Raw genomic sequence first — 18846 nt, 5'->3', positions numbered from 1 at the left:
CATCACGCCATGAGGTAAAAATGACAGATAACGCTAGTTTTTTAGGGTTCGGTTTAGGCCTGCGTACAGAGCACTACCATGAGATTTTAGAAAACAAGCCTAAAGTCGATTGGTTTGAGGCGCTTTCTGAAAACTATATGGTGCCTGGCGGTAAACCGCTCTATTTTCTAGATCGGATTCGTGCCGATTACCCGATGGTCATGCATGGTGTGTCGTTGTCCATTGGTTCGACAGCTCCTGTGAACCTGGATTACTTAAAAGAATTAAAGCAATTAGCCGACCGCATACAACCCGCTTGGATTTCCGATCACCTATGCTGGACCGGCATACATGGGCAAAACATGCATGATTTATTGCCCATGCCCTATACCGAAGAAGCCGCTAAGCATGTGGCAGAGCGCGTAAAAATTGTACAAGATTATTTAGGGCGTCAAATTCTGTTGGAGAATGTCTCTAGCTATGCCAGCTATGTGGATTCCACCATGACTGAGTGGGAATTTATTCAGCAAGTGTCTGACGCAGCAGATTGTTTGCTGTTATTAGACGTGAATAATATTTATGTCAGCAGTTTTAATCATCAGTTTGATGCAAAAGCCTTTATTGATGGCGTGCCCAAGCAGCGCGTGCGTCAGATCCATTTGGCGGGGCATCACAATTATGGTGATTATATTATTGATACACATGATGCACCGGTGATAGACCCGGTATGGGATTTGTATGCCCACGCCATACAGCGGTTTGGCGCAGTGTCGACCATGATCGAGCGCGATGATGATATTCCTGCGCTGGGTGTATTAGTAGAAGAGCTAGACATTGCAAGGCAGTTAGCTGCCAAACATACACAAGAGTTTTCACAGCGAAATGCGGCTTAAACCATGAGACAGTTAGCACAGTTACAGCAAGATTTTCAGCGCTATTTGATGGGCGATAGCCAGGCGGTGGATAGTCATGTGTTGGATAACAACTGGATTGTGGATGATACAAAAGTTGGCGCAACAAAACGCTTGGGCATTTATCACAATGCCTACCGCATGCGCATTATTGAAGCGTTGGCAAGCCCGTATAGCGGGCTAAAAAAGTTACTAGGTCCGGTTCAATTTCATGCCATCGCGCTAGAGTATTTGAATCGTTATCCATCCACTTACCCCAATCTGCGGTGGTATGGCAGCAAGATGGCGGACTACTTGCAGACGGTGTTGCCTCACAATCTTGTAGCGACAGAAATGGCGACATTTGAGTGGGCACTTGCTGCCGCGTTTGATGCGCCTGATGTCACGGTCGTGACACTGCAAGACTTGGCTGAGATTCCACCTGCACAATGGGGCGAGTTAACATTTGTATTTCAACCGGGCTTGCAACTTTTGGCTTTACAAACTAACGCTGTACCCACTTGGAAAGCATTGAATGACGATGAGGCGCCTCCTCAACCTGATCACCAACAGCATCTACATTGGCTGATTTGGCGTCAGCAAATGGATGCGAATTTTCGCTCGCTGGATAACACTGAAGCAACATTATTGGCACAAGCTTGCAACGGCCTAAGCTTTGGTGCGCTATGTGAGAAGCTATTTGAGACCGTGGGCGAAGATGCCACATTACAAGCGGCGCAGTATTTGGCCGGCTGGTTAGAGACGGAAATGATTGCCGACATTCATCGGTAAAATCTGTCTAGCTTAACTACAAAACTTCAACGACAAACTTTGTAGAATTTCGCCGGTTTGATTGTCTTGCACAAACATCACGGCGCCAGCATTTCGTTCTTTCCAAGGATGGCTTAAGTTAAACTGCTTGCTAAATGCGTTGAGCGCATGCATCGGGTATGCACCAAATAACTCACGTACCACGTAATCATGGTGGAGTTCACTGCCATTGTTTTCACCAGCGTTCACTTTGCTCACCAATTTATTTTCATATAAAGCCACAAATACATCGGCATGCTTGGCCAACTTGCTATCAGGGATCGTTGCTGATGCCTTGAGTGTAATCTCACCGTTGCCTAACTGCACTGCGTCTAACTGTAATTGTGCGGACGAACGTGTCAATTTGGATTGTTCGGTGAGTTTGCGTAACCGGCCACTTTCCCAACCTCTGAGGTCTTTGCCATTTAGCACAAACTGCGGCGTGTAGACAAAGCCCGCAGCATTAAAAGCAGCGGTCTTGCGTTGACGGTTGCTGTACTCTGCTTTGGAAAAGCGGTCTTGCCAGCCAATGTAGTTCCAATAATCGACATGAAACGCCAATGGCGTCACTTTAGTAATGTCTGTATCTAAGTGGCTGAGCCATTTGTCGGCTGGTGGGCAGCTGCTGCAGCCTTCAGACGTATATAGCTCCAGTAGTGGCACTATGTTTTCGCCGCTTTTGGCGGTACATTCAGCTGCATAGGTTTGTGCAATGCTGGAAAATAACAATGGAAGTACAAGGCTAAAAGCTTGAATTTGGCGCATGGCGCTTCTCCTGACTATGTGATGCATTAGTCGGAGAAGTGACGCTGCGCTTACAACGGTTGTTCGTTTTCTTTGATGCTATTCCAAGGGGCGATTTTGTACAGCAGTAGCATGCCCGGAATCGCCAGTAAAAAACAGGTAATAAAGAAGTGAAACCAACCCATGCGCTCTACCATAAAGCCAGTGCCTGCGTTGGCCACAGTGCGTGGTACGGCGGCTAGGCTGGTGAATAATGCAAACTGAGTGGCGGTATAGAGCGGATGCGTGGTTTGCGCAATATAAGCCACAAATGCGGCGGTGCCCAAGCCCACGCCAAAAGCTTCAAACCCAATCACTAATGCCAGTATCAGCACATCGTGTCCAGCAATTGCCAGCCAGGCAAAGCCCAAAATCGCTACCATTTGTACCAACCCAAACAACCACAGTGCGCGGTTAATACCCAGTTGTATCATCCAGAGTCCGCCCAAAATGCCCCCAGCTACACTTGCCCAAAGCCCCGCGTTTTTAGCAACGAGACCAATCTCGGTTTTACTAAACCCCATGTCTAAATAAAACGGCGTTGCCAGCGCAGTGGCCATGCTATCGCCCAGTTTATACAGGAAAATAAACGCCAAAATAGTCAGTGCAGTGCGGATACCATTACGTGAGATAAATTCATGAAACGGCTCCACCACAGCTTGTTTGAGCGTTTTAGGCGCGCCAGCTTTAAGTAGAGGCTCATTCACTAACAGCGTCATGGCAAGCCCGGGCAACATAAAGAGTGCGGTGATGACAAACACGCTGTGCCAAGGTAGGTGATCTGCCAAAATCAAAGAAACAGACCCCGGAATCAAGCCCGCGATTTTGTATGCATTGACATGGATGACATTGCCTAAGCCCAGCTCAATATCTGGCAATATCTCACGGCGGTAAGCATCTAATACAATGTCTTGGCTGGCACTAAAAAACGCTACCACTGCTGCTAAATAGGCCACAGTCCAAATATCTAATTGCGCATGCAAGTAGCCAAATGCTGGGATGCTGAATAAAAGCGCCAATTGTGTGATGAGTAACCAGCCACGCCTGCGCCCCAATGGTGGCGAGTAGCGGTCAAATAATGGTGCCCAGATAAATTTCCACGTAAACGGCAAGCTGATGAGTGAGAATAAGCCTATCGCTTTCAGGTCTACGCCTTCGGAACGTAGCCATGCTGGTAACAGGCTAATTAAAATATACAGCGGCAGGCCAGAGCTAAAGCCTGTAAACACGCATATCAGCATGCGCTTATTAAAGATGATTTCTTTAAAGTTTCGGGGAGAGGTCATGCATCCTGCTTTGAAAGGATGCTAGGCACTTTTAAGCCGGTACATGGCCAAATTTCCGAGGAAATTTGGTAGGAATTGAATATCTTGACCGTCTGTAATTACCTTGCGCTCAATAATGGCGATGTGATGTTTGGTGCAAAATGCATCAAAGTCATCAATCGTGCATAGATGCACATTTGGCGTGTCGTACCATTGGTATGGCAGGGTTTTGGAAACTGGCATATTGCCGAATACGATTTGAAAGCGATTGCGCCAGTAACCAAAATTGGGAAAGGTGACGATCGCTTCGTGCCCAACCCGCAGCATCTCTTGCACAATGCCTTCTGTATTGTGCATGGCTTGTAGTGTTTGCGAGAGTATGACGGTATCAAACGATTGGTCTTCAAACCCGGATAAGCCTGACTCTAAATCCATCTGTAATACATCTACGCCGTTTTCCATGGCGGTGAGCCAGTTGCTGTCATCTTTCTCTACGCCGTAGCCGCGAATATCATGCTGATGATGCAGATGGGTGAGTAACTCGCCATCGCCGCAGCCTAAATCCAGTACTTTGGCATGTGGTTTTATCCATTGGCTAATTAAGGCAAAGTCAGGGCGAATCGCAGTATGGTCTGTGCTCGATTGTATGGGCTGGCTCATAGGTGTTTACACTTTCACTTTCGCCAAATAACTACGCATAATGGCATGGTAATGTGGGTCTGGCATAAGGAATGCATCATGGCCATGTGCGGCTGTGACCTCGGCATAGCGCACAGAAATTTCATTGTCCAGCAGTGCTTTTACAATTTCTTTGGAGCGTGCGGGTGAGAAACGCCAATCGCTGGTGAACGATACCACCAAGAATTTGGCTTTGACATGCGCAAGTGCCGCAGACAGGTTGCCACCATAATCCAACGCTGGGTCAAAATAGTCTAGCGCACGTGTCATGCGTAAATAGGTGTTGGCATCAAACTCACCAGCGAATTTATCGCCTTGATAACGCAAGTAAGATTCCATTTCAAATTCCACATCAAAGCTATATTTGATGGTGCCGTCACGCAATTTTCGCCCAAATTTAGCACCCATCACGTCGTCGGACAGATAAGTAATATGCCCGAGCATACGTGCAATACGTAAGCCGCGGCGTGGTACTACCCCATAATTATAGTAATCGCCATCGTGAAATTCCGGGTCAGTAATAATGGCCTGCCGTGCCACCTCGTTAAACGCCATATTCTGTGCGGTGAGGTTGGGTGCAGAGGCAATGACCAGTGCGTGTTTTACGCGATCAGGAAATGCAATCGCCCATTGCAGTGCTTGCATACCACCCAAACTGCCGCCAATCACTGCTGCGAGTTGTTGTATGCCCAAGTAATCCATTAAGCGTGCTTGAGATTGCACCCAGTCCTCAACAGTCACGACTGGAAAGGTAGCACTGTAAGGGCGATCGGTGGCTGGGTTGGTATTGGATGGGCCGCTACTGCCATGACAGCCGCCCAGATTATTGACGCCAATCACAAAAAATTTATTGGTGTCTAATGGTCTGCCCGGGCCGACTAGGTTGTCCCACCAGCCAGCTGATTTGTCAGACTCTTTATATTTGCCTGCTACGTGGTGATTGCCAGACAGCGCGTGACAGATTAACACCGCATTCGATTTGTCTGCATTCAGCTCGCCATAGGTTTCATAAGTGAGGTGGTACTGCGGCAACACTTCACCACTTTTGAGCGGCAACGGGGTGTCAAAATGCGCGGATTGTGGGGCAACAAGGCCTACGGAGTTATTTTCAGACATTTCGTGATTATACTATGTGATACTTTAAAAGTTCATCTCTCGTGCGAAAGGAAAACATGCGGAATCTTCAGGCATTTCAATCACATGTGCCACAACTTGCGCACAAAGTGTACGTGCATGCTTCTGCAACATTAATTGGCCAAGTATCGATTGGTGAGGATAGTTCGATATGGCCCGGTGTCGTGATTCGCGGGGATGTGAATTTTATTCAAATTGGCGCGGAGTCGAATATTCAAGAACTCAGTAGCTTGCATGTCAATCACCGTTCACCACAAGACCCACAAGGCGCGCCATTAGTGATAGGTGACCGTGTGACCATTGGCCATATGGTGATATTACATGGCTGCACGATAGAAGATGAATCACTCATTGGGATGGGCAGCATTGTCATGGATAAAGCCGTGGTGCAGCGTCATGTGTTATTGGCTGCGGGAAGTTTGGTGCCAGAGGGCAAGGTGCTAGAAAGTGGTTACCTGTATATGGGGCGGCCAGCCAAGCAGGTGCGTGCACTCACTATTGATGAAATCACGCAGCTGCAGCAATCTGCTGCCATGTACGTACAGCTCAAGCAAGTATATTTAGATGAAGCCCAAACCTAAGACTAGGCTGATCTGAGTAGCGCTGGCAAATCGGCAATGCTGTTGAGCGTGGCGTTTGGTTGAACCGCAGAGCTCTCCGCATACGCCTGACGGTACTTACCCGTGCGCACTAGCACACCGCGAATCTTGCTTGCTTGTGCACCGCCTACGTCCGCATCAATATCGTCGCCAATCATCAACACCTGTTCCGGCGTCAGTTGCATATCTGCCAGCACCGCAGAGAAAAAGTCCGCAGAGGGTTTACCAATCATCGTGGCTTGCGTATTGGTGGCATATTCCAAGCCATCAATAAATGCGCCGATATCCATTTGTAAACCTTGCTCGGTTTGCCAAAATCGGTTTTTGTGAATCGCCAGCAATTTTCCACCACCCATCACGCACTGAAATACCTCATTCAACATGGCGTAGGTCCATGTATTGCCGATATCGCCAATCACAATCCACTGCGCATCGGTATCGGATTGTTGAAATTGCTGAAAGTCTCGCTTGACGTCTTCTGCCAACAATAGGCGGCAGATGGGGTTGTCTTGCTGCTTAAGTAGGTGGAGTGCGGCTTGCGGTGCGCTGAAAATTTCTGATTGGTCGACTTCAAAGCCTAACCCGCTTAATTTCTTTTGTAGCGAGGCCAGTGACAATGTGCTGGTATTGGTGACGAAGCGACATACGTAGCCTACTTTGCGCAGTTGCTTGACTGCATCTATTGCGCCTTCAACAGGGGTGTTGCCAACATACAGCACGCCATCTAAATCGAACATAATGCCTTTGATGGTTGAGAAATCGGCCATAAGATTCTCCATCGTTGTATAGCGGTATTAAGTGAGTGATGTTAAGTGGAAATCATAGGCGAAACCATGCCAAACGTCACGCGTTGAATGCCTGCCAAATCTAAAGCATGGCCAATATGTGTGAAATTGGCTTGCGTCAGTAACTCAGCCACTGCCTGTGCCTGATCGTAACCATGTTCTAACAATAGCCAGCCATTGGGTTTTAAATAATGTGCTGCATGCGATACGATATGGCGAATATCATCTAAGCCATCTGCGCCAGAAGTAAGTGCTGACTTTGGCTCAAAACGTACATCACCTTGTGATAAATGCGGGTCATTCTCGGCAATATAAGGCGGGTTGCTCACAATCATGTCAAAGCGCTGTACCTGCAATTGGCTAAACCAATCACTGTATTGAAAAGAGACGTTATTTAAGCCAAGATTATTTGCATTCTCGGTAGCAACAGCCAGAGCTGCTTTCGAGGCATCGACAGCTGTGACTGTTGCCTGTGGTCGATATTTGGCAATTGCCAAGGCAATTGCACCTGTACCTGTACCTAAATCTAAAACTTGACACACTGCTTGTTCTGGAATCGTTTGTAAGGCTTGCTCGACCAATGTTTCCGTATCTGGCCGTGGAATTAAGGTGTCTGCTGTGACTTTTAATGGCAGGCCAAAAAATTCGCGCTCGCCTAAAATATGGGCAATGGGCTCGCCATTTAGCCGGCGTTGCAGTAACGCATCAAAGGCTGCGTATTGCTCTGGTGTGAGTGTGTCATCTGCGTGGGCGATTAGCCAAGCATGATTAACGTTTAAAACTTGTTGCAATAAAATTCGTGCTTCAAGCGTAGCTTCGGCTGAGCCAAGCTTAGAGATGGTATCAGCAAGGGTGGTTTTGATATTCATCATTCCGGAAGGCAGAAGTCCATTTTGTGTAAACTAGTCGTCCAACCTACTTGACTGGTTAAAAGTAGCGAGTTCATCTTCGTATAATTTATCTAAGCTCTTAAGATGCTCACTGATACACTTGAATATAAATTGAAAGTCGTCGCTACCTATAATTTTGGACGAATATGTACTGGCGTCAAACAGTCTGCTGTATTTGTTTAGTATAGAAATAGCTCTATTCAAAAGCTCCTCATAGTCTCCAAATGTTAATGGGTAGTCATCTGCGAGAGTTTTGCCTTTGGCAGTATTTTTCGCATTTCTATGTACGATGAGATTTCCTCGATGCATTATCAGAGTCTTTACTAATGGATCATCATCAGAACATAGTTGAGCGTCAGCCTTTAATTCATTCAAATTTGGAGTGCGGTCTTCTTTAGCTAAATCTTCCACATAAGGATTTTCGTGGTTTCTAGCTATAAAGCTCGCTTTGTCAAAAAGTGATAGGTTTTTCTCTATGGTTTTGAGAAAACTGAAAAGGTGCAGAGCATCCTTGTTTTGGTCATAAGCTCTAACCAAAAAGTGTCGGCTAGTGGTGAAATGTGAACCAATTGTTAGAGACCAGAATGTATTTGTTTCCGCAATTACATTAGGAAAGTCATTGCCCGCATTTAGTAAACCCCTATACATTTTGTAGTGAATTTGCGCATTAATGATGTCGCTGGCTAATGCTTTAAGTAGCCGTAAGAATTCATCTACATTTCTGATAGAAATCATTTCAATTAGTTGTCCTCACCCAATGTCGCCAGCAAGTCCGCCTGATGCTCTGTTGCTAACGCACTGATCAGTTCGTCCATATCGCCTTCAGTAATCGCGTCAATCTTATATAAGGTGAGATTAATACGATGGTCGGTAATACGGCCTTGCGGATAATTGTAGGTGCGGATGCGCTCGGAGCGATCGCCAGAGCCAATCAAATTGCGGCGCTCGCTGGCAATTTTGCTGTTTTGTTCGTCTACTTGTTTGGCTTTGATGCGTGCGGCCAGCACCATCATCGCTTGTGCTTTATTGGCGTGTTGGCTGCGTCCGTCTTGGCATTCCACCACAATGCCAGTAGGGAAGTGCGTAATGCGTACGGCAGAATCGGTTTTGTTAATATGTTGACCACCTGCGCCGCTTGCTCTAAAGGTATCCAAGCGAATATCAGCAGGATTAATCACCACGTCGCTCACTTCATCAGCTTCTGGCAGGATAGCGACTGTACAAGCAGAAGTATGGATGCGCCCTTGTGTTTCGGTGTCGGGTACGCGTTGCACGCGATGCCCGCCGGATTCAAATTTCATTTTAGAATACGCGCCTTGCCCTTCGATTTTGGCAATAATTTCTTTGTAGCCACCCACTTCGCCTTCGTTGGCTGAGAGCACTTCCACTTTCCAGCGTTGGCGTTCTGCGTAACGGCTATACATACGGAATAAGTCGCCCGCAAATAAGCCGGATTCGTCGCCGCCCGTGCCGGCGCGGATTTCCAGAATGATATTTTTTTCGTCGTTAGGGTCTTTGGGCAGCAACAGTTTTTGCAGTTCCAACGCAATTTCTTCTAATCTATTTTTGCCGGCTTCAATTTCTTCTTGCGCAAACTCTTTCATATCCGGGTCGCTCAACATGGCGTGTGCTTCTTTAATGTCGGCCTCTGTTTGCACGTAAAGATGATATTGCTCAACGATAGGCGTGATTTCCGCGTGCTCGCGCGAAATTTTGCGGTAGTTGTCCATGTTGCTGGTGATGTCTTCGGAAGACATCAGGCGGTTGACTTCATCTAGGCGCTCGCTCAGGCTGGCGAGCTTTTGTAATATGGAGGATTTCATGCTGACTTCTTTAAGATTTAATATTGTAAAGCTGTCGTAAGACTGCTTCTAAATGGGTGTGTTCTTGACCGTGTGATTGGTTGAGCGCATGGCTGGGCGCATGCAAAAATTTATTGGTGAGCGCGTTACTCAGGGTTTCCAGCACTTTTTCCGGTGATTCCCCTTTTTGAATCAGCTTGAGCGCTTTTTCTAATTCGGCTAGGCGCATTGCGTCTACTTGGTCACGCAAGGCTTTGATGGTGGGCACCGATTCACGTTTTTTAAGCCAGTGCATGAAGTGCTCAACACGTGCGGCCACAATCATTTCTGCATTTACCGCGGCCTCTTGGCGGCTACCCATGCCATCGGCCACTACTTGTGCCAAATCGTCTACGGTGTACAGAAACACGTCATCCAATTGTGCGACTTCTGGTTCAATATCGCGCGGCACTGCCAAATCCACCATGAACACAGGGCGATGACGGCGTGTTTTAATCGCGCGCTCTACCATGCCCAGTCCGACAATCGGCAGTTGGCTGGCGGTGCTGGTAATCACAATATCAAACTCGGCAAAGCAATCCGGTAAATCGTTAAGCAGAATGGCGTGTGCATAAACGCCTTGCGATTGCATTTTTTCAGCCAGTTGCATGCCGCGCTCAATGGTACGGTTGGCAACGGTGATAGATTTGGGGCGCTGTGCGGCAAAATGGTCTGCACACAGCTCAATCATCTCGCCCGCGCCAATAAACAATACTTTTTGTTGGCCAATATCACCAAAAATACGCTGTGCTAGCTTGATGGCCGCTGCCGCCATGGAAATGGAACTGCCGCCAATGTCGGTGTTGGTGCGCACTTCTTTGGCGACTTCAAACGTACGCTGAAACAATTTGTGCAACATCGTGCCAAGCGTGCCGGCCTCTTGCGCAACTTTGATGGATTGCTTGAATTGCCCCAGGATTTGCGGCTCGCCCAGTACCATGCTATCTAAGCCAGAAGCGACACGGAACGCATGTTTGACGGCTTCTTGGTTGGAAAATGTATAGGTATAAGGCTGTACTTTATCCAGCGCCAGTTTGTGGTAGTTGGCTAGCCAGTCAATCACAGGTTCAGGTCGCTCAGATTGCACGTAAATTTCTGTGCGGTTGCAGGTCGATAAAATGGCTGCTTCCGCTGCATTTCGTGCGGTGAGGTCGCTCAAGGCATGGCGTAATGTTTCACCGTTGAAGGCAACATTCTCGCGAATGGCGATAGGGGCGGTGGTGTGATTCACACCAATGGTATAAAGCTGCATGTGGCTATTTTACCAAGGCATTGATTGAAATAGGAAATACCATCAAAAAAAGATCAATTTTGCCTGCAATGCATGCATGAAAGCGTGTTGGTGAGATTAAGCATGCGTAATTTTGAAGGATTGGCTTATCTTAGGCAAGAAATAGCGTTAAAATAGTAAATTATCCTTATAAACCAAAATGGAAGTGCGTTGTTAGGGTATGCCTAATGATGTATTGGGTATATGACACACTCCCATGGACACTATTTACTATTACTAAGCAGACGGAATCATGAGCATGGACAAAACATTTAGAATTGCACCGAGTATCCTTTCAGCCAACTTTGCCAAATTAGGCCAAGAAATTGAAGATGTGATTAAATCAGGCACAGACATCGTACACTTTGATGTGATGGACAATCATTACGTGCCTAACTTAACCATTGGCCCACTGGTGTGTGATTCGATTCGTGAAATCTCTAAAAATGTGGGCGCGTTGATTGACGTGCATTTAATGGTGAAGCCAGTGGATCGCATTATTCCTGACTTTGCAAAAGCCGGTGCCAACATCATCACTTTCCACCCAGAAGCATCCGATCATATTGATCGTAGCTTGGCGTTGGTACGTGACCAAGGCTGTAAATCGGGCTTGGTATTCAACCCAGCCACACCGTTGCATTACTTGGATTACGTGATGGACAAAGTGGACATGATTTTATTGATGTCTGTGAACCCTGGTTTTGGTGGTCAAAAATTCATTCCAGAAACATTGAACAAACTGAAACAAGCGCGTGCACGCATTGATGCTTATTACGAAAAAACTGGCCGCCAAATCTGGTTAGAAGTAGACGGCGGCGTGAACGCAGCAAACATTGCAGATATTGCACGTGCTGGTGCGGATACGTTTGTAGCGGGTAGTGCGATTTTTGGTTCACCAAAAGACACTGACCCTAACCGTTATGATACGGTCGTTGGTCAAATTCGTGCTTCATTAGCCACGGTATAAATTGGCAACCGTGTAGTTTATTCGCAGTGCGTGAGTAAGGTAACGTTCAATGTCGCAATTTAAAGTAAGCGCATTGATGTTTGATTTGGATGGCACCTTGCTCAATACTGCACCGGAAATTGCGTACGCAGCGAATGCAATGTTAACGGAGTTAGGATTGCCTCCATTGCCTTATGCGCAAATTAAAGGGTATATCGGTGAGGGTGCGCAAGTATTGATACAGCGCTGTTTGGCTGGTGCGTTGCATGATGTACCAGACCAAACTTTACAGGCGACAGCACAGCATTTGTTTTTTGCGCATTATGCCAATAACGTGACAGACAGTTTGCCGTTTGATGGCGTGCAAACAGGTTTGGAAGTCTTAAAACAGCGCAATTTAAAGCTGGCTTGCGTGACAAATAAACCCGAAAAGTTTACGCGTCCGTTGTTAGAGGCAAGTGGCTTGGCTGATTTTTTTGAAATCGTGGTGTCGGGCGATACCTTGCCAAAGAAGAAGCCTGACCCTATACAATTACATCACATTTGTGCAGAATTCGATGTGATGGAGATGGAAGCGATGTTGGTGGGTGATTCCGCCACGGACATTGCAGCAGCACAAGCCGCCGGCTGTTTTATTGTGACGGTGCCGTATGGGTATAATCAAGGAAAACTCATTGATGAAAGCCAAGTGGACGCGATGATTCGAGATTTAACTGAATTGCCGTCTATACTGATGTAATAGCAAATTTTTTAGTTCACTAAACCAACTTTTGACTCAACCAACTTAAAGTGTATTGATATGTGTTCTCAACAAAGTAATTTTCCATTCCAGCCTCAAATAAGCTGGCGCAGTTCTTGGCGAAGCTAAGACACGACTTGTTCATGTCTGTGTAGTCATCAGACTTATCCATCGCACCGGGTTGTGATGGGCGACCAAAATAGAAAATTATGTAGAAAGTGTAGAATCATGTTAACCACGATTTCCCAGTCAGAATTTAATGCCTTAGCGGCACAAGGCTATAACCGCATACCGCTGGTGCTTGAAACCTTTGCCGATTTAGACACGCCGTTATCCCTGTATCTTAAATTAGCCAATCAGCCCTTTTCTTATTTATTAGAGAGCGTGCAAGGCGGCGAGCGCTTTGGGCGCTACTCCATTATCGGCTTGCCTGCCAAAACCAGAATTGTTGCCAATGGGCAGCAACTGCAAGTGATTCAACATACACAAGTGATTGAAACCCATGACGATGTCAATCCGCTAGATTTCGTCAAAGCCTACCAAGCACGTTTTAAAACGCCACCTTACGAAGGCCTGCCAAGGTTTACTGGCGGTTTGGCAGGATATTTTGGTTATGAAACCATCCGTTATATTGAAAAGCGCTTAGCCAATACCAATAAGCCAGATGCTGTGGGCGTGCCAGATGTGTTGTTGATGGTGTCCGAGGAAATCGCGGTCATCGATAATTTAAGCAGTAAGCTCTATTTTATTGTATATGCTAATCCAGATGAAGCCGATGCCTACAGCAATGCATGTGCACGTATTCAATCATTGCTGGGCATGTTACGTAAAACAGTGGCGATTCCAGAATCGCTGCCTATGCCTAAAACAGAGGCCGCCTCAGAGTTTGGTGAAGAGGCATTTAAAGCGGCAGTGAAAAAAGCGCAAGCCTATATTTTAGAAGGCGACATCATGCAAGTGGTGTTGAGCCAACGCATGTCGCAATCGTTTGCTGCGCCGCCACTTTCACTTTACCGTGCTTTGCGCAGCTTAAACCCGTCTCCTTATATGTTCTATTACGATATGGGCGATCACCATGTGGTGGGCGCTTCGCCAGAGATTTTGGTGCGTTTGGAGCATGATACTGTGACATCACGCCCGATTGCCGGCACGCGCCCGCGTGGTAAAACCCGAGAAGCGGATATTGCCCTTGCTACTGAGTTATTGGCAGACCCGAAAGAGCGTGCGGAGCATGTGCAACTGATGGATTTAGGGCGCAATGATGTCGGTCGTGTGGCGCAAGTGGGCACGGTGAAGGTGACAGACAATATGATGATTGAGCGTTACTCGCATGTAATGCACATCGTCAGCAATGTAGAAGGCAAGCTCAAACCTGGTTTTGATGCGATTGATGTACTCAAAGCCACATTCCCGGCCGGTACCGTGTCAGGTGCACCCAAGGTCAGAGCCATGGAAATCATTGATGAACTGGAGCCAAGCAAGCGCGGCATCTATGCAGGCGCGGTAGGCTATTTAGGTTTTAATGGTGATATGGATGTAGCGATCGCGATCCGTACCGCTGTGATTAAAGACCAAATACTCTATGTGCAGGCCGGTGCTGGTATTGTGGCAGATTCTGTACCGCAATCGGAATGGGAAGAGACACAAAACAAAGCGAAAGCAGTGATTCGTGCTGCTGAATTAGTCCAAGCTGGTCTAGATAGTAAAGGGGCATAATCATGTTGCTCATGATAGATAACTACGATTCATTTACTTATAACTTGGTGCAGTATTTTGGCGAGCTTGGCCAAGATGTGCAGGTGTACCGCAATGATGAAATTGATTTAGACACCGTTGCCAAATTAAAACCGCGCCATATCGTCATTTCTCCAGGCCCTTGCACGCCCAATGAAGCCGGTATTTCGGTACCGCTGATTCATGAGTTTGCTGGCAAGATTCCGTTACTGGGCGTGTGCTTGGGTCATCAGAGTATTGGGCAAGCGTTTGGCGGCAAGATTATCAAAGCAAAAACCTTAATGCACGGTAAAACCTCATTGATTCATCACGAGAATGTGGGCGTATTCCGCGACTTACCTAACCCTTACACGGCCACACGTTATCATTCATTAGTGATTGAGCGTGAGACCATTCCTGATTGCCTAGAAATCACGGCATGGACCGAAGATGATGAAATTATGGGCGTGCGTCATAAAACCTTGCCGGTAGAGGGCGTGCAATTTCATCCTGAGTCTATCCTGACTGAGCATGGCCATGCGTTGCTGGATAACTTCCTGAAAGCGTACTAATGAGTATGACAGTGAGCATAACGCCTAAGTTGGCATTGCAACGGCTGATTGACCATGCCGATTTCACCCATGAGGAAATGCTGGAAATCATGCAGCAAATCATGGGTGGGGAATTTACCCAGATACAGATTGCCGGCTTTCTTTCTGCATTGCGCGTAAAAGGCGAAACCGTGACCGAGATTGCTGCGGCTGCGCAAGTGATGCGCGAGCTTTCCAGCAAGGTTGAGGTCACTGATACGCGCCACCTGATTGATACCTGTGGCACTGGTGGCGCACCCAACAAAGCGTTTAATGTGTCTACAGCTTCTGCATTTGTGGCGGCTGGCGCAGGTGCCAGAATCGCCAAGCATGGCGGGCGTGCAGCATCTTCCAAAAGTGGGTCGGCAGATGTGCTTGAGGCACTGGGTGTCAACATTAGCCTAACGCCAGAACAGGTTGCACGTTGTGTGAATGAGGCGGGTATTGGCTTTATGTTTGCCCCCAATCATCACGCTGCCATGAAGTATGCAGCACCTGTGCGGCGTGAGCTTGGCGTACGTACCATGTTTAATCTATTAGGGCCGATGACCAATCCTGCTGGTGCCAAGCGACAAGTCATGGGGGTATTCCACCGTGATTTGGTGCCTTTGCTGGCGCAGACATTGCAGAAACTGGGCAGTGAGCATGTGATGGTGGTACACAGCGCCGATGAAATGGATGAAATCTCCTTTTCAGCAGATACTTACGTTGCCGAACTTAAAAATGGCGAAGTGCATGAATACACACTCAACCCTAGGCAGTTTGGCATGCCGTTGCATGATATCAATAGCATCCGTGTGGAAAGTGCGCAGCATTCCAGCGAGATTATTCTCGGGCTGCTATCTGGTGAGACCGGACCGGCGCGTGACATTGTGCTATTGAATGCGGGCGCAGCTATTTATGTGTCTGGCCTTGCGGGTGATTTGCAGACAGGGATAACACAAGCGGCGCATGCTCTAGACTCTGGCGCTGCCCTGAACAAACTGCAACAGCTAAAGGCATTGAGTCAGGCAGCATGAAGCGCCACCCGTTGATTGCAGCATCAATTTTGCTACTGTCCATGAGTTTAGTAGCGTGCCTGCAAACGCCGCAGCAGGATGCCGAGAACAATCCGTCACAATCAGCAATCGAAGTAAAATCGCAGGTTAAAACGCTAGACCTAAAACCGCTATCTGCTGGTCTTGCGCTGCAAGACAATACGGCTGTTAAGCAGGCCTTTGCACAAAAGCAAAGTAATGTGTGGGTGCAAGGCACTGGTGAAGTGACTAAATTACTGCCGGACGATAATCGCGGCGCACGCCATCAAAAGTTTTTGGTGCGCATCAATGCAACGCAGACATTGTTGTTTGCACATAATATTGATTTATCACCGAGGATTGATGCGTTAAAAGTGGGCGACAGCATTGAATTTAAAGGTGAATATGTATTTAATCCTAAGGGTGGTGTGATGCATTGGACACATCGTGACCCCAAAGGGCAGCACCAAGGTGGTTGGATTAAACATCAAGGAAACACATTTGAGTAAGAGATTATGAGCGATATCTTAAATAAAATTTTAGCCACCAAAGCAATTGAAGTGGCAGCCGCTAAAGCCAAAATCAGCTTGGAAGCGATCCAACAATTGGCAGCTGAACAAGCGCCAACGCGTGATTTTGTGGGCAGTATCCGTCAAAAAATTGCGGCTGGGCAATCGGCTGTGATTGCAGAAATCAAAAAAGCCAGCCCATCTAAAGGGGTGATTCGTGCGGATTTTAAGCCAGCAGACATTGCTCAAAGCTATGAATTGGGCGGCGCAGCATGCTTATCTGTGCTGACCGATGAGCAATACTTTCAAGGCTCGGCAGACTATCTTAAACAGGCACGTGCGGCCTGTGCGTTACCCGTGTTGCGCAAAGATTTTATGATAGATGCCTACCAAGTGTACGAAGCGCGCGCGATGGGTGCAGATTGTATTTTATTGATTGCTGCTGCACTCACCCTGCCTAAAATGCAAGAGTTAGAAACCGTTGCACATGCGCTTGGGATGGCTGTATTGGTAGAAGTGCATAATGGCGAAGAGTTGGATTTGGCCTTGCAACTGACCACACCATTACTCGGTATCAACAACCGTAACTTACGTACTTTTGAGGTGACATTGGATACCACACTTGGTTTGCTTGACCGTATTTCGCAAGACAAGATTGTGGTGACAGAATCTGGTATTTTCACACATGATGATGTGGCACTTATGCGCAAACATCAGGTGCATACGTTTTTGGTAGGCGAGGCATTTATGCGTCAGGAAGACCCTGGCGCTGAACTTTCTAAAGTGTTTGCTTAAGAGGTAACTATGAGTAATCAATTCTTAGCTATTCGCCCACGCCGCATGCGTAAAGATGAGTTTTCGCGGCGCTTAATGCGAGAGCATGTACTCACTACCAATGATCTCATTTACCCAGTCTTTGTGCTGGAAGGTGAGCAGCGTACCGAAGAAGTCAGCTCAATGCCGGGTGTCCAACGTCAAAGTATTGATGTATTGCTCAAGACCGCACAAGAGTGTGTCAATTTAGGTATTCCAGCCCTCGCCATTTTCCCGGTGGTGCCACAGGAATTTAAAAGTTTAGATGCCAAAGAAGCGTATAACCCTAACGGGCTGGTACCACGCACAGTGAAAGCCTTGAAACAGGCCTTTCCAGAATTGGGCGTGATTACCGATGTCGCTTTAGACCCATACACCACGCATGGCCAAGATGGCTTAATTGATGATACGGGTTACGTACTCAATGATGAGACGGTAGAAGTGCTGGTGAAGCAAGCGCTTTGTCACGCAGAAGCCGGTGCAGATGTCGTAGCCCCTTCGGACATGATGGATGGCCGTATTGGTGCCATCCGTGATGCGCTGGAAGAAGCTGGCTATATTTATACGCGCATCCTCGCTTACTCTGCCAAATATGCGTCTGCCTTTTATGGCCCATTTAGAGATGCCGTAGGCTCTTCTGCCAGTCTAGGCAAAGGCAACAAATACAACTACCAAATGGATCCAGCCAATTCGGACGAAGCCATTAAAGAAGTGGCGCTGGATATTGAAGAAGGCGCGGACATGGTGATGGTGAAGCCGGGCATGCCGTATTTAGATATTGTGCGTCGCGTCAAACAAGAGTTTGGTGTACCGACCTATGCGTATCATGTGAGTGGTGAATATGCGATGCTGAAAGCGGCAGCGCAAAATGGTTGGCTGGATGAAAAGGCTTGCGTGCTGGAGGCGATGTTGGGATTTAAGCGCGCTGGGGCGGATGGGGTGTTGACGTATTATGCGATGGATATAGCGCGGTGGCTGAAAGAGGTTTAGATAAGGTTTCAGTTAGTGTTTCTGATGCCTGTGATTGGTCTGCTTGGGTATCTGGCAAATTAAACGAAGCTATTATTGAAAATACAACTAGTCGTAAACGAGTTGTTGCAGCATGTTTCGCTGTAGTTTTGGACCATTTTGATGCAATTCTAGCTTTGCTAGGTAGAAATCCTAAAATTTGTTCTTCAGCTTTTGCTTTAATGAGATTGACTTACGAATCATATGTTCGTGGTTTATGGCTGGCGTACTGTGCAAATGATGACGAGGTAGAAAGATTTTCAGCGAACAATTTCGAATTACCCAGAACTCCCAAAATGATTGAAGCTATAGAATCTGTTGGATTTGATAAGCATCTATTTAATGTATATTCAATTCATTGGAAGCAGCTTTGCGATTACACGCATACAGGAACACTTCAAATTCAACGTTGGAATACAGCATTTGCAATTGAGCCAAACTATTCAGATGATGAAATTATTGATGTTGTTCGTTTTTCAAGAGGGTACGCATTTGCAGCAGCAGTGAGTTTTGCTGAATCAGTTATTGAAAATAGTTCTTTAGCAAACGAGATTTTTAAAAAAGGTAAGCAAGATATTACGTAATAGG

General features: G+C 47.0%; 21 protein-coding genes. 12 read left to right on the top strand and 9 right to left on the bottom strand.

The features are described from left to right. Nucleotides 1-20 precede the first annotated feature (20 nt). Together bufB and FG11_RS11105 are read left to right on the top strand one after the other, a co-directional pair. Nucleotides 21-872, top strand: a complete 852-nt coding sequence (gene bufB / locus FG11_RS11110) for an MNIO family bufferin maturase (protein WP_047535095.1) — start codon at nucleotides 21-23, stop codon at nucleotides 870-872. 3 nt (nucleotides 873-875) lie between these two features. Then, a complete protein-coding gene (locus FG11_RS11105) occupies nucleotides 876-1661 on the top strand; it encodes an HvfC/BufC N-terminal domain-containing protein (RefSeq protein WP_047535092.1) in 786 nt (261 codons plus the stop codon). 12 nt (nucleotides 1662-1673) lie between these two features. Here FG11_RS11105 and FG11_RS11100 read toward each other — a convergent pair whose 3' ends face one another. From FG11_RS11100 to metX, 4 genes are read right to left on the bottom strand one after another with little or no spacing between them, the layout of a single operon-like run. After that, complete coding sequence (locus FG11_RS11100; RefSeq protein ID WP_047535089.1) at nucleotides 1674-2444, bottom strand: DUF1223 domain-containing protein; 771 nt, start codon at nucleotides 2442-2444, stop codon at nucleotides 1674-1676. A 50-nt stretch (nucleotides 2445-2494) separates the two neighbouring features. Further along, nucleotides 2495-3748: an AmpG family muropeptide MFS transporter gene (locus FG11_RS11095; protein WP_047535087.1), complete on the bottom strand. Its 1254-nt coding sequence runs from the start codon at nucleotides 3746-3748 to the stop codon at nucleotides 2495-2497. A gap of 21 nt (nucleotides 3749-3769) precedes the next feature. Continuing rightward, nucleotides 3770-4387 carry a methionine biosynthesis protein MetW gene (metW, locus tag FG11_RS11090; RefSeq protein ID WP_025225110.1) on the bottom strand — a complete coding sequence of 206 codons (618 nt, stop codon included), beginning with the start codon at nucleotides 4385-4387 and terminating at the stop codon, nucleotides 3770-3772. A 6-nt stretch (nucleotides 4388-4393) separates the two neighbouring features. After that, nucleotides 4394-5521, bottom strand: a complete 1128-nt coding sequence (gene metX, locus FG11_RS11085; RefSeq protein WP_020183152.1) for a homoserine O-succinyltransferase MetX — start codon at nucleotides 5519-5521, stop codon at nucleotides 4394-4396. Between the two features lie 56 nt (nucleotides 5522-5577). On the opposite strand from metX, the gene FG11_RS11080 reads away from it, so the two are divergent. Continuing rightward, a complete protein-coding gene (locus FG11_RS11080) occupies nucleotides 5578-6120 on the top strand; it encodes a gamma carbonic anhydrase family protein (RefSeq protein ID WP_047535084.1) in 543 nt (180 codons plus the stop codon). A 2-nt stretch (nucleotides 6121-6122) separates the two neighbouring features. Here FG11_RS11080 and FG11_RS11075 read toward each other — a convergent pair whose 3' ends face one another. From FG11_RS11075 to hemA, 5 genes are read right to left on the bottom strand one after another with little or no spacing between them, the layout of a single operon-like run. Then, complete coding sequence (locus FG11_RS11075; RefSeq protein WP_047535081.1) at nucleotides 6123-6905, bottom strand: TIGR01458 family HAD-type hydrolase; 783 nt, start codon at nucleotides 6903-6905, stop codon at nucleotides 6123-6125. 41 nt (nucleotides 6906-6946) lie between these two features. Further along, entirely contained in the window at nucleotides 6947-7792 is an 846-nt protein-coding gene (prmC, locus tag FG11_RS11070; protein WP_081978210.1) for a peptide chain release factor N(5)-glutamine methyltransferase, read from the bottom strand. A 33-nt stretch (nucleotides 7793-7825) separates the two neighbouring features. Beyond that, a complete protein-coding gene (locus FG11_RS11065; protein ID WP_047535077.1) occupies nucleotides 7826-8548 on the bottom strand; it encodes an AbiU2 domain-containing protein in 723 nt (240 codons plus the stop codon). A gap of 5 nt (nucleotides 8549-8553) precedes the next feature. Beyond that, nucleotides 8554-9636, bottom strand: coding sequence for a peptide chain release factor 1 (gene prfA, locus FG11_RS11060; RefSeq protein WP_047535076.1), 1083 nt, complete (start codon nucleotides 9634-9636; stop codon nucleotides 8554-8556). Nucleotides 9637-9646: 10 nt separating this feature from the next. Then, entirely contained in the window at nucleotides 9647-10906 is a 1260-nt protein-coding gene (gene hemA / locus FG11_RS11055; protein WP_020183146.1) for a glutamyl-tRNA reductase, read from the bottom strand. A 277-nt stretch (nucleotides 10907-11183) separates the two neighbouring features. Between hemA and rpe the strand changes: the two genes are divergently transcribed. From rpe to FG11_RS11010, 9 genes are all read left to right on the top strand, one after another. Continuing rightward, entirely contained in the window at nucleotides 11184-11891 is a 708-nt protein-coding gene (rpe, locus tag FG11_RS11050; RefSeq protein ID WP_047536130.1) for a ribulose-phosphate 3-epimerase, read from the top strand. Nucleotides 11892-11940: 49 nt separating this feature from the next. Continuing rightward, a complete protein-coding gene (locus tag FG11_RS11045; RefSeq protein ID WP_047535074.1) occupies nucleotides 11941-12609 on the top strand; it encodes a phosphoglycolate phosphatase in 669 nt (222 codons plus the stop codon). 228 nt (nucleotides 12610-12837) lie between these two features. Further along, complete coding sequence (trpE, locus tag FG11_RS11040; protein ID WP_047535071.1) at nucleotides 12838-14325, top strand: anthranilate synthase component I; 1488 nt, start codon at nucleotides 12838-12840, stop codon at nucleotides 14323-14325. Nucleotides 14326-14327: 2 nt separating this feature from the next. After that, nucleotides 14328-14894 (top strand): aminodeoxychorismate/anthranilate synthase component II, encoded by a 567-nt coding sequence (locus FG11_RS11035; protein ID WP_020183142.1) that lies wholly within the window; start codon nucleotides 14328-14330, stop codon nucleotides 14892-14894. Next, the gene (trpD, locus tag FG11_RS11030) at nucleotides 14894-15931 is read left to right on the top strand and encodes an anthranilate phosphoribosyltransferase (RefSeq protein WP_020183141.1); all 1038 of its coding nucleotides are present in this window, start codon (nucleotides 14894-14896) and stop codon (nucleotides 15929-15931) included. The genes FG11_RS11035 and trpD overlap by 1 nt, the downstream gene beginning before the upstream one ends. After that, entirely contained in the window at nucleotides 15928-16437 is a 510-nt protein-coding gene (locus FG11_RS11025; protein ID WP_020183140.1) for a DUF3465 domain-containing protein, read from the top strand. Before trpD ends, FG11_RS11025 begins: the two co-directional genes overlap by 4 nt. Before the next feature lie 6 nt (nucleotides 16438-16443). Next, nucleotides 16444-17232, top strand: a complete 789-nt coding sequence (gene trpC, locus FG11_RS11020) for an indole-3-glycerol phosphate synthase TrpC (protein ID WP_047535067.1) — start codon at nucleotides 16444-16446, stop codon at nucleotides 17230-17232. Nucleotides 17233-17241: 9 nt separating this feature from the next. Beyond that, the gene (gene hemB, locus FG11_RS11015; protein ID WP_047535064.1) at nucleotides 17242-18240 is read left to right on the top strand and encodes a porphobilinogen synthase; all 999 of its coding nucleotides are present in this window, start codon (nucleotides 17242-17244) and stop codon (nucleotides 18238-18240) included. Next, a complete protein-coding gene (locus FG11_RS11010) occupies nucleotides 18222-18842 on the top strand; it encodes a DUF6988 family protein (protein WP_047535057.1) in 621 nt (206 codons plus the stop codon). The genes hemB and FG11_RS11010 overlap by 19 nt, the downstream gene beginning before the upstream one ends. Nucleotides 18843-18846: the final 4 nt, after the last annotated feature.

The sequence above is a fragment of the Methylotenera sp. N17 genome, from assembly GCF_000799155.1.
Taxonomy (GTDB): domain Bacteria; phylum Pseudomonadota; class Gammaproteobacteria; order Burkholderiales; family Methylophilaceae; genus Methylophilus.
Note: the sequence above shows the minus strand (reverse complement) of the source record. Positions and strands in the feature narration are given on the sequence as shown.

Bases quoted from the DNA above. Each gene is read 5' to 3' on its own strand.
- bufB (WP_047535095.1), top strand. From the start codon at position 21: ATGACAGATAACGCTAGTTTTTTAGGGTTCGGTTTAGGCCTGCGTACA.
- FG11_RS11105 (WP_047535092.1), top strand. From the start codon at position 876: ATGAGACAGTTAGCACAGTTACAGCAAGATTTTCAGCGCTATTTGATG.
- FG11_RS11100 (WP_047535089.1), bottom strand. From the start codon at position 2,444: ATGCGCCAAATTCAAGCTTTTAGCCTTGTACTTCCATTGTTATTTTCC.
- FG11_RS11095 (WP_047535087.1), bottom strand. From the start codon at position 3,748: ATGACCTCTCCCCGAAACTTTAAAGAAATCATCTTTAATAAGCGCATG.
- metW (WP_025225110.1), bottom strand. From the start codon at position 4,387: ATGAGCCAGCCCATACAATCGAGCACAGACCATACTGCGATTCGCCCT.
- metX (WP_020183152.1), bottom strand. From the start codon at position 5,521: ATGTCTGAAAATAACTCCGTAGGCCTTGTTGCCCCACAATCCGCGCAT.
- FG11_RS11080 (WP_047535084.1), top strand. From the start codon at position 5,578: ATGCGGAATCTTCAGGCATTTCAATCACATGTGCCACAACTTGCGCAC.
- FG11_RS11075 (WP_047535081.1), bottom strand. From the start codon at position 6,905: ATGGCCGATTTCTCAACCATCAAAGGCATTATGTTCGATTTAGATGGC.
- prmC (WP_081978210.1), bottom strand. From the start codon at position 7,792: ATGAATATCAAAACCACCCTTGCTGATACCATCTCTAAGCTTGGCTCA.
- FG11_RS11065 (WP_047535077.1), bottom strand. From the start codon at position 8,548: ATGATTTCTATCAGAAATGTAGATGAATTCTTACGGCTACTTAAAGCA.
- prfA (WP_047535076.1), bottom strand. From the start codon at position 9,636: ATGAAATCCTCCATATTACAAAAGCTCGCCAGCCTGAGCGAGCGCCTA.
- hemA (WP_020183146.1), bottom strand. From the start codon at position 10,906: ATGCAGCTTTATACCATTGGTGTGAATCACACCACCGCCCCTATCGCC.
- rpe (WP_047536130.1), top strand. From the start codon at position 11,184: ATGGACAAAACATTTAGAATTGCACCGAGTATCCTTTCAGCCAACTTT.
- FG11_RS11045 (WP_047535074.1), top strand. From the start codon at position 11,941: ATGTCGCAATTTAAAGTAAGCGCATTGATGTTTGATTTGGATGGCACC.
- trpE (WP_047535071.1), top strand. From the start codon at position 12,838: ATGTTAACCACGATTTCCCAGTCAGAATTTAATGCCTTAGCGGCACAA.
- FG11_RS11035 (WP_020183142.1), top strand. From the start codon at position 14,328: ATGTTGCTCATGATAGATAACTACGATTCATTTACTTATAACTTGGTG.
- trpD (WP_020183141.1), top strand. From the start codon at position 14,894: ATGAGTATGACAGTGAGCATAACGCCTAAGTTGGCATTGCAACGGCTG.
- FG11_RS11025 (WP_020183140.1), top strand. From the start codon at position 15,928: ATGAAGCGCCACCCGTTGATTGCAGCATCAATTTTGCTACTGTCCATG.
- trpC (WP_047535067.1), top strand. From the start codon at position 16,444: ATGAGCGATATCTTAAATAAAATTTTAGCCACCAAAGCAATTGAAGTG.
- hemB (WP_047535064.1), top strand. From the start codon at position 17,242: ATGAGTAATCAATTCTTAGCTATTCGCCCACGCCGCATGCGTAAAGAT.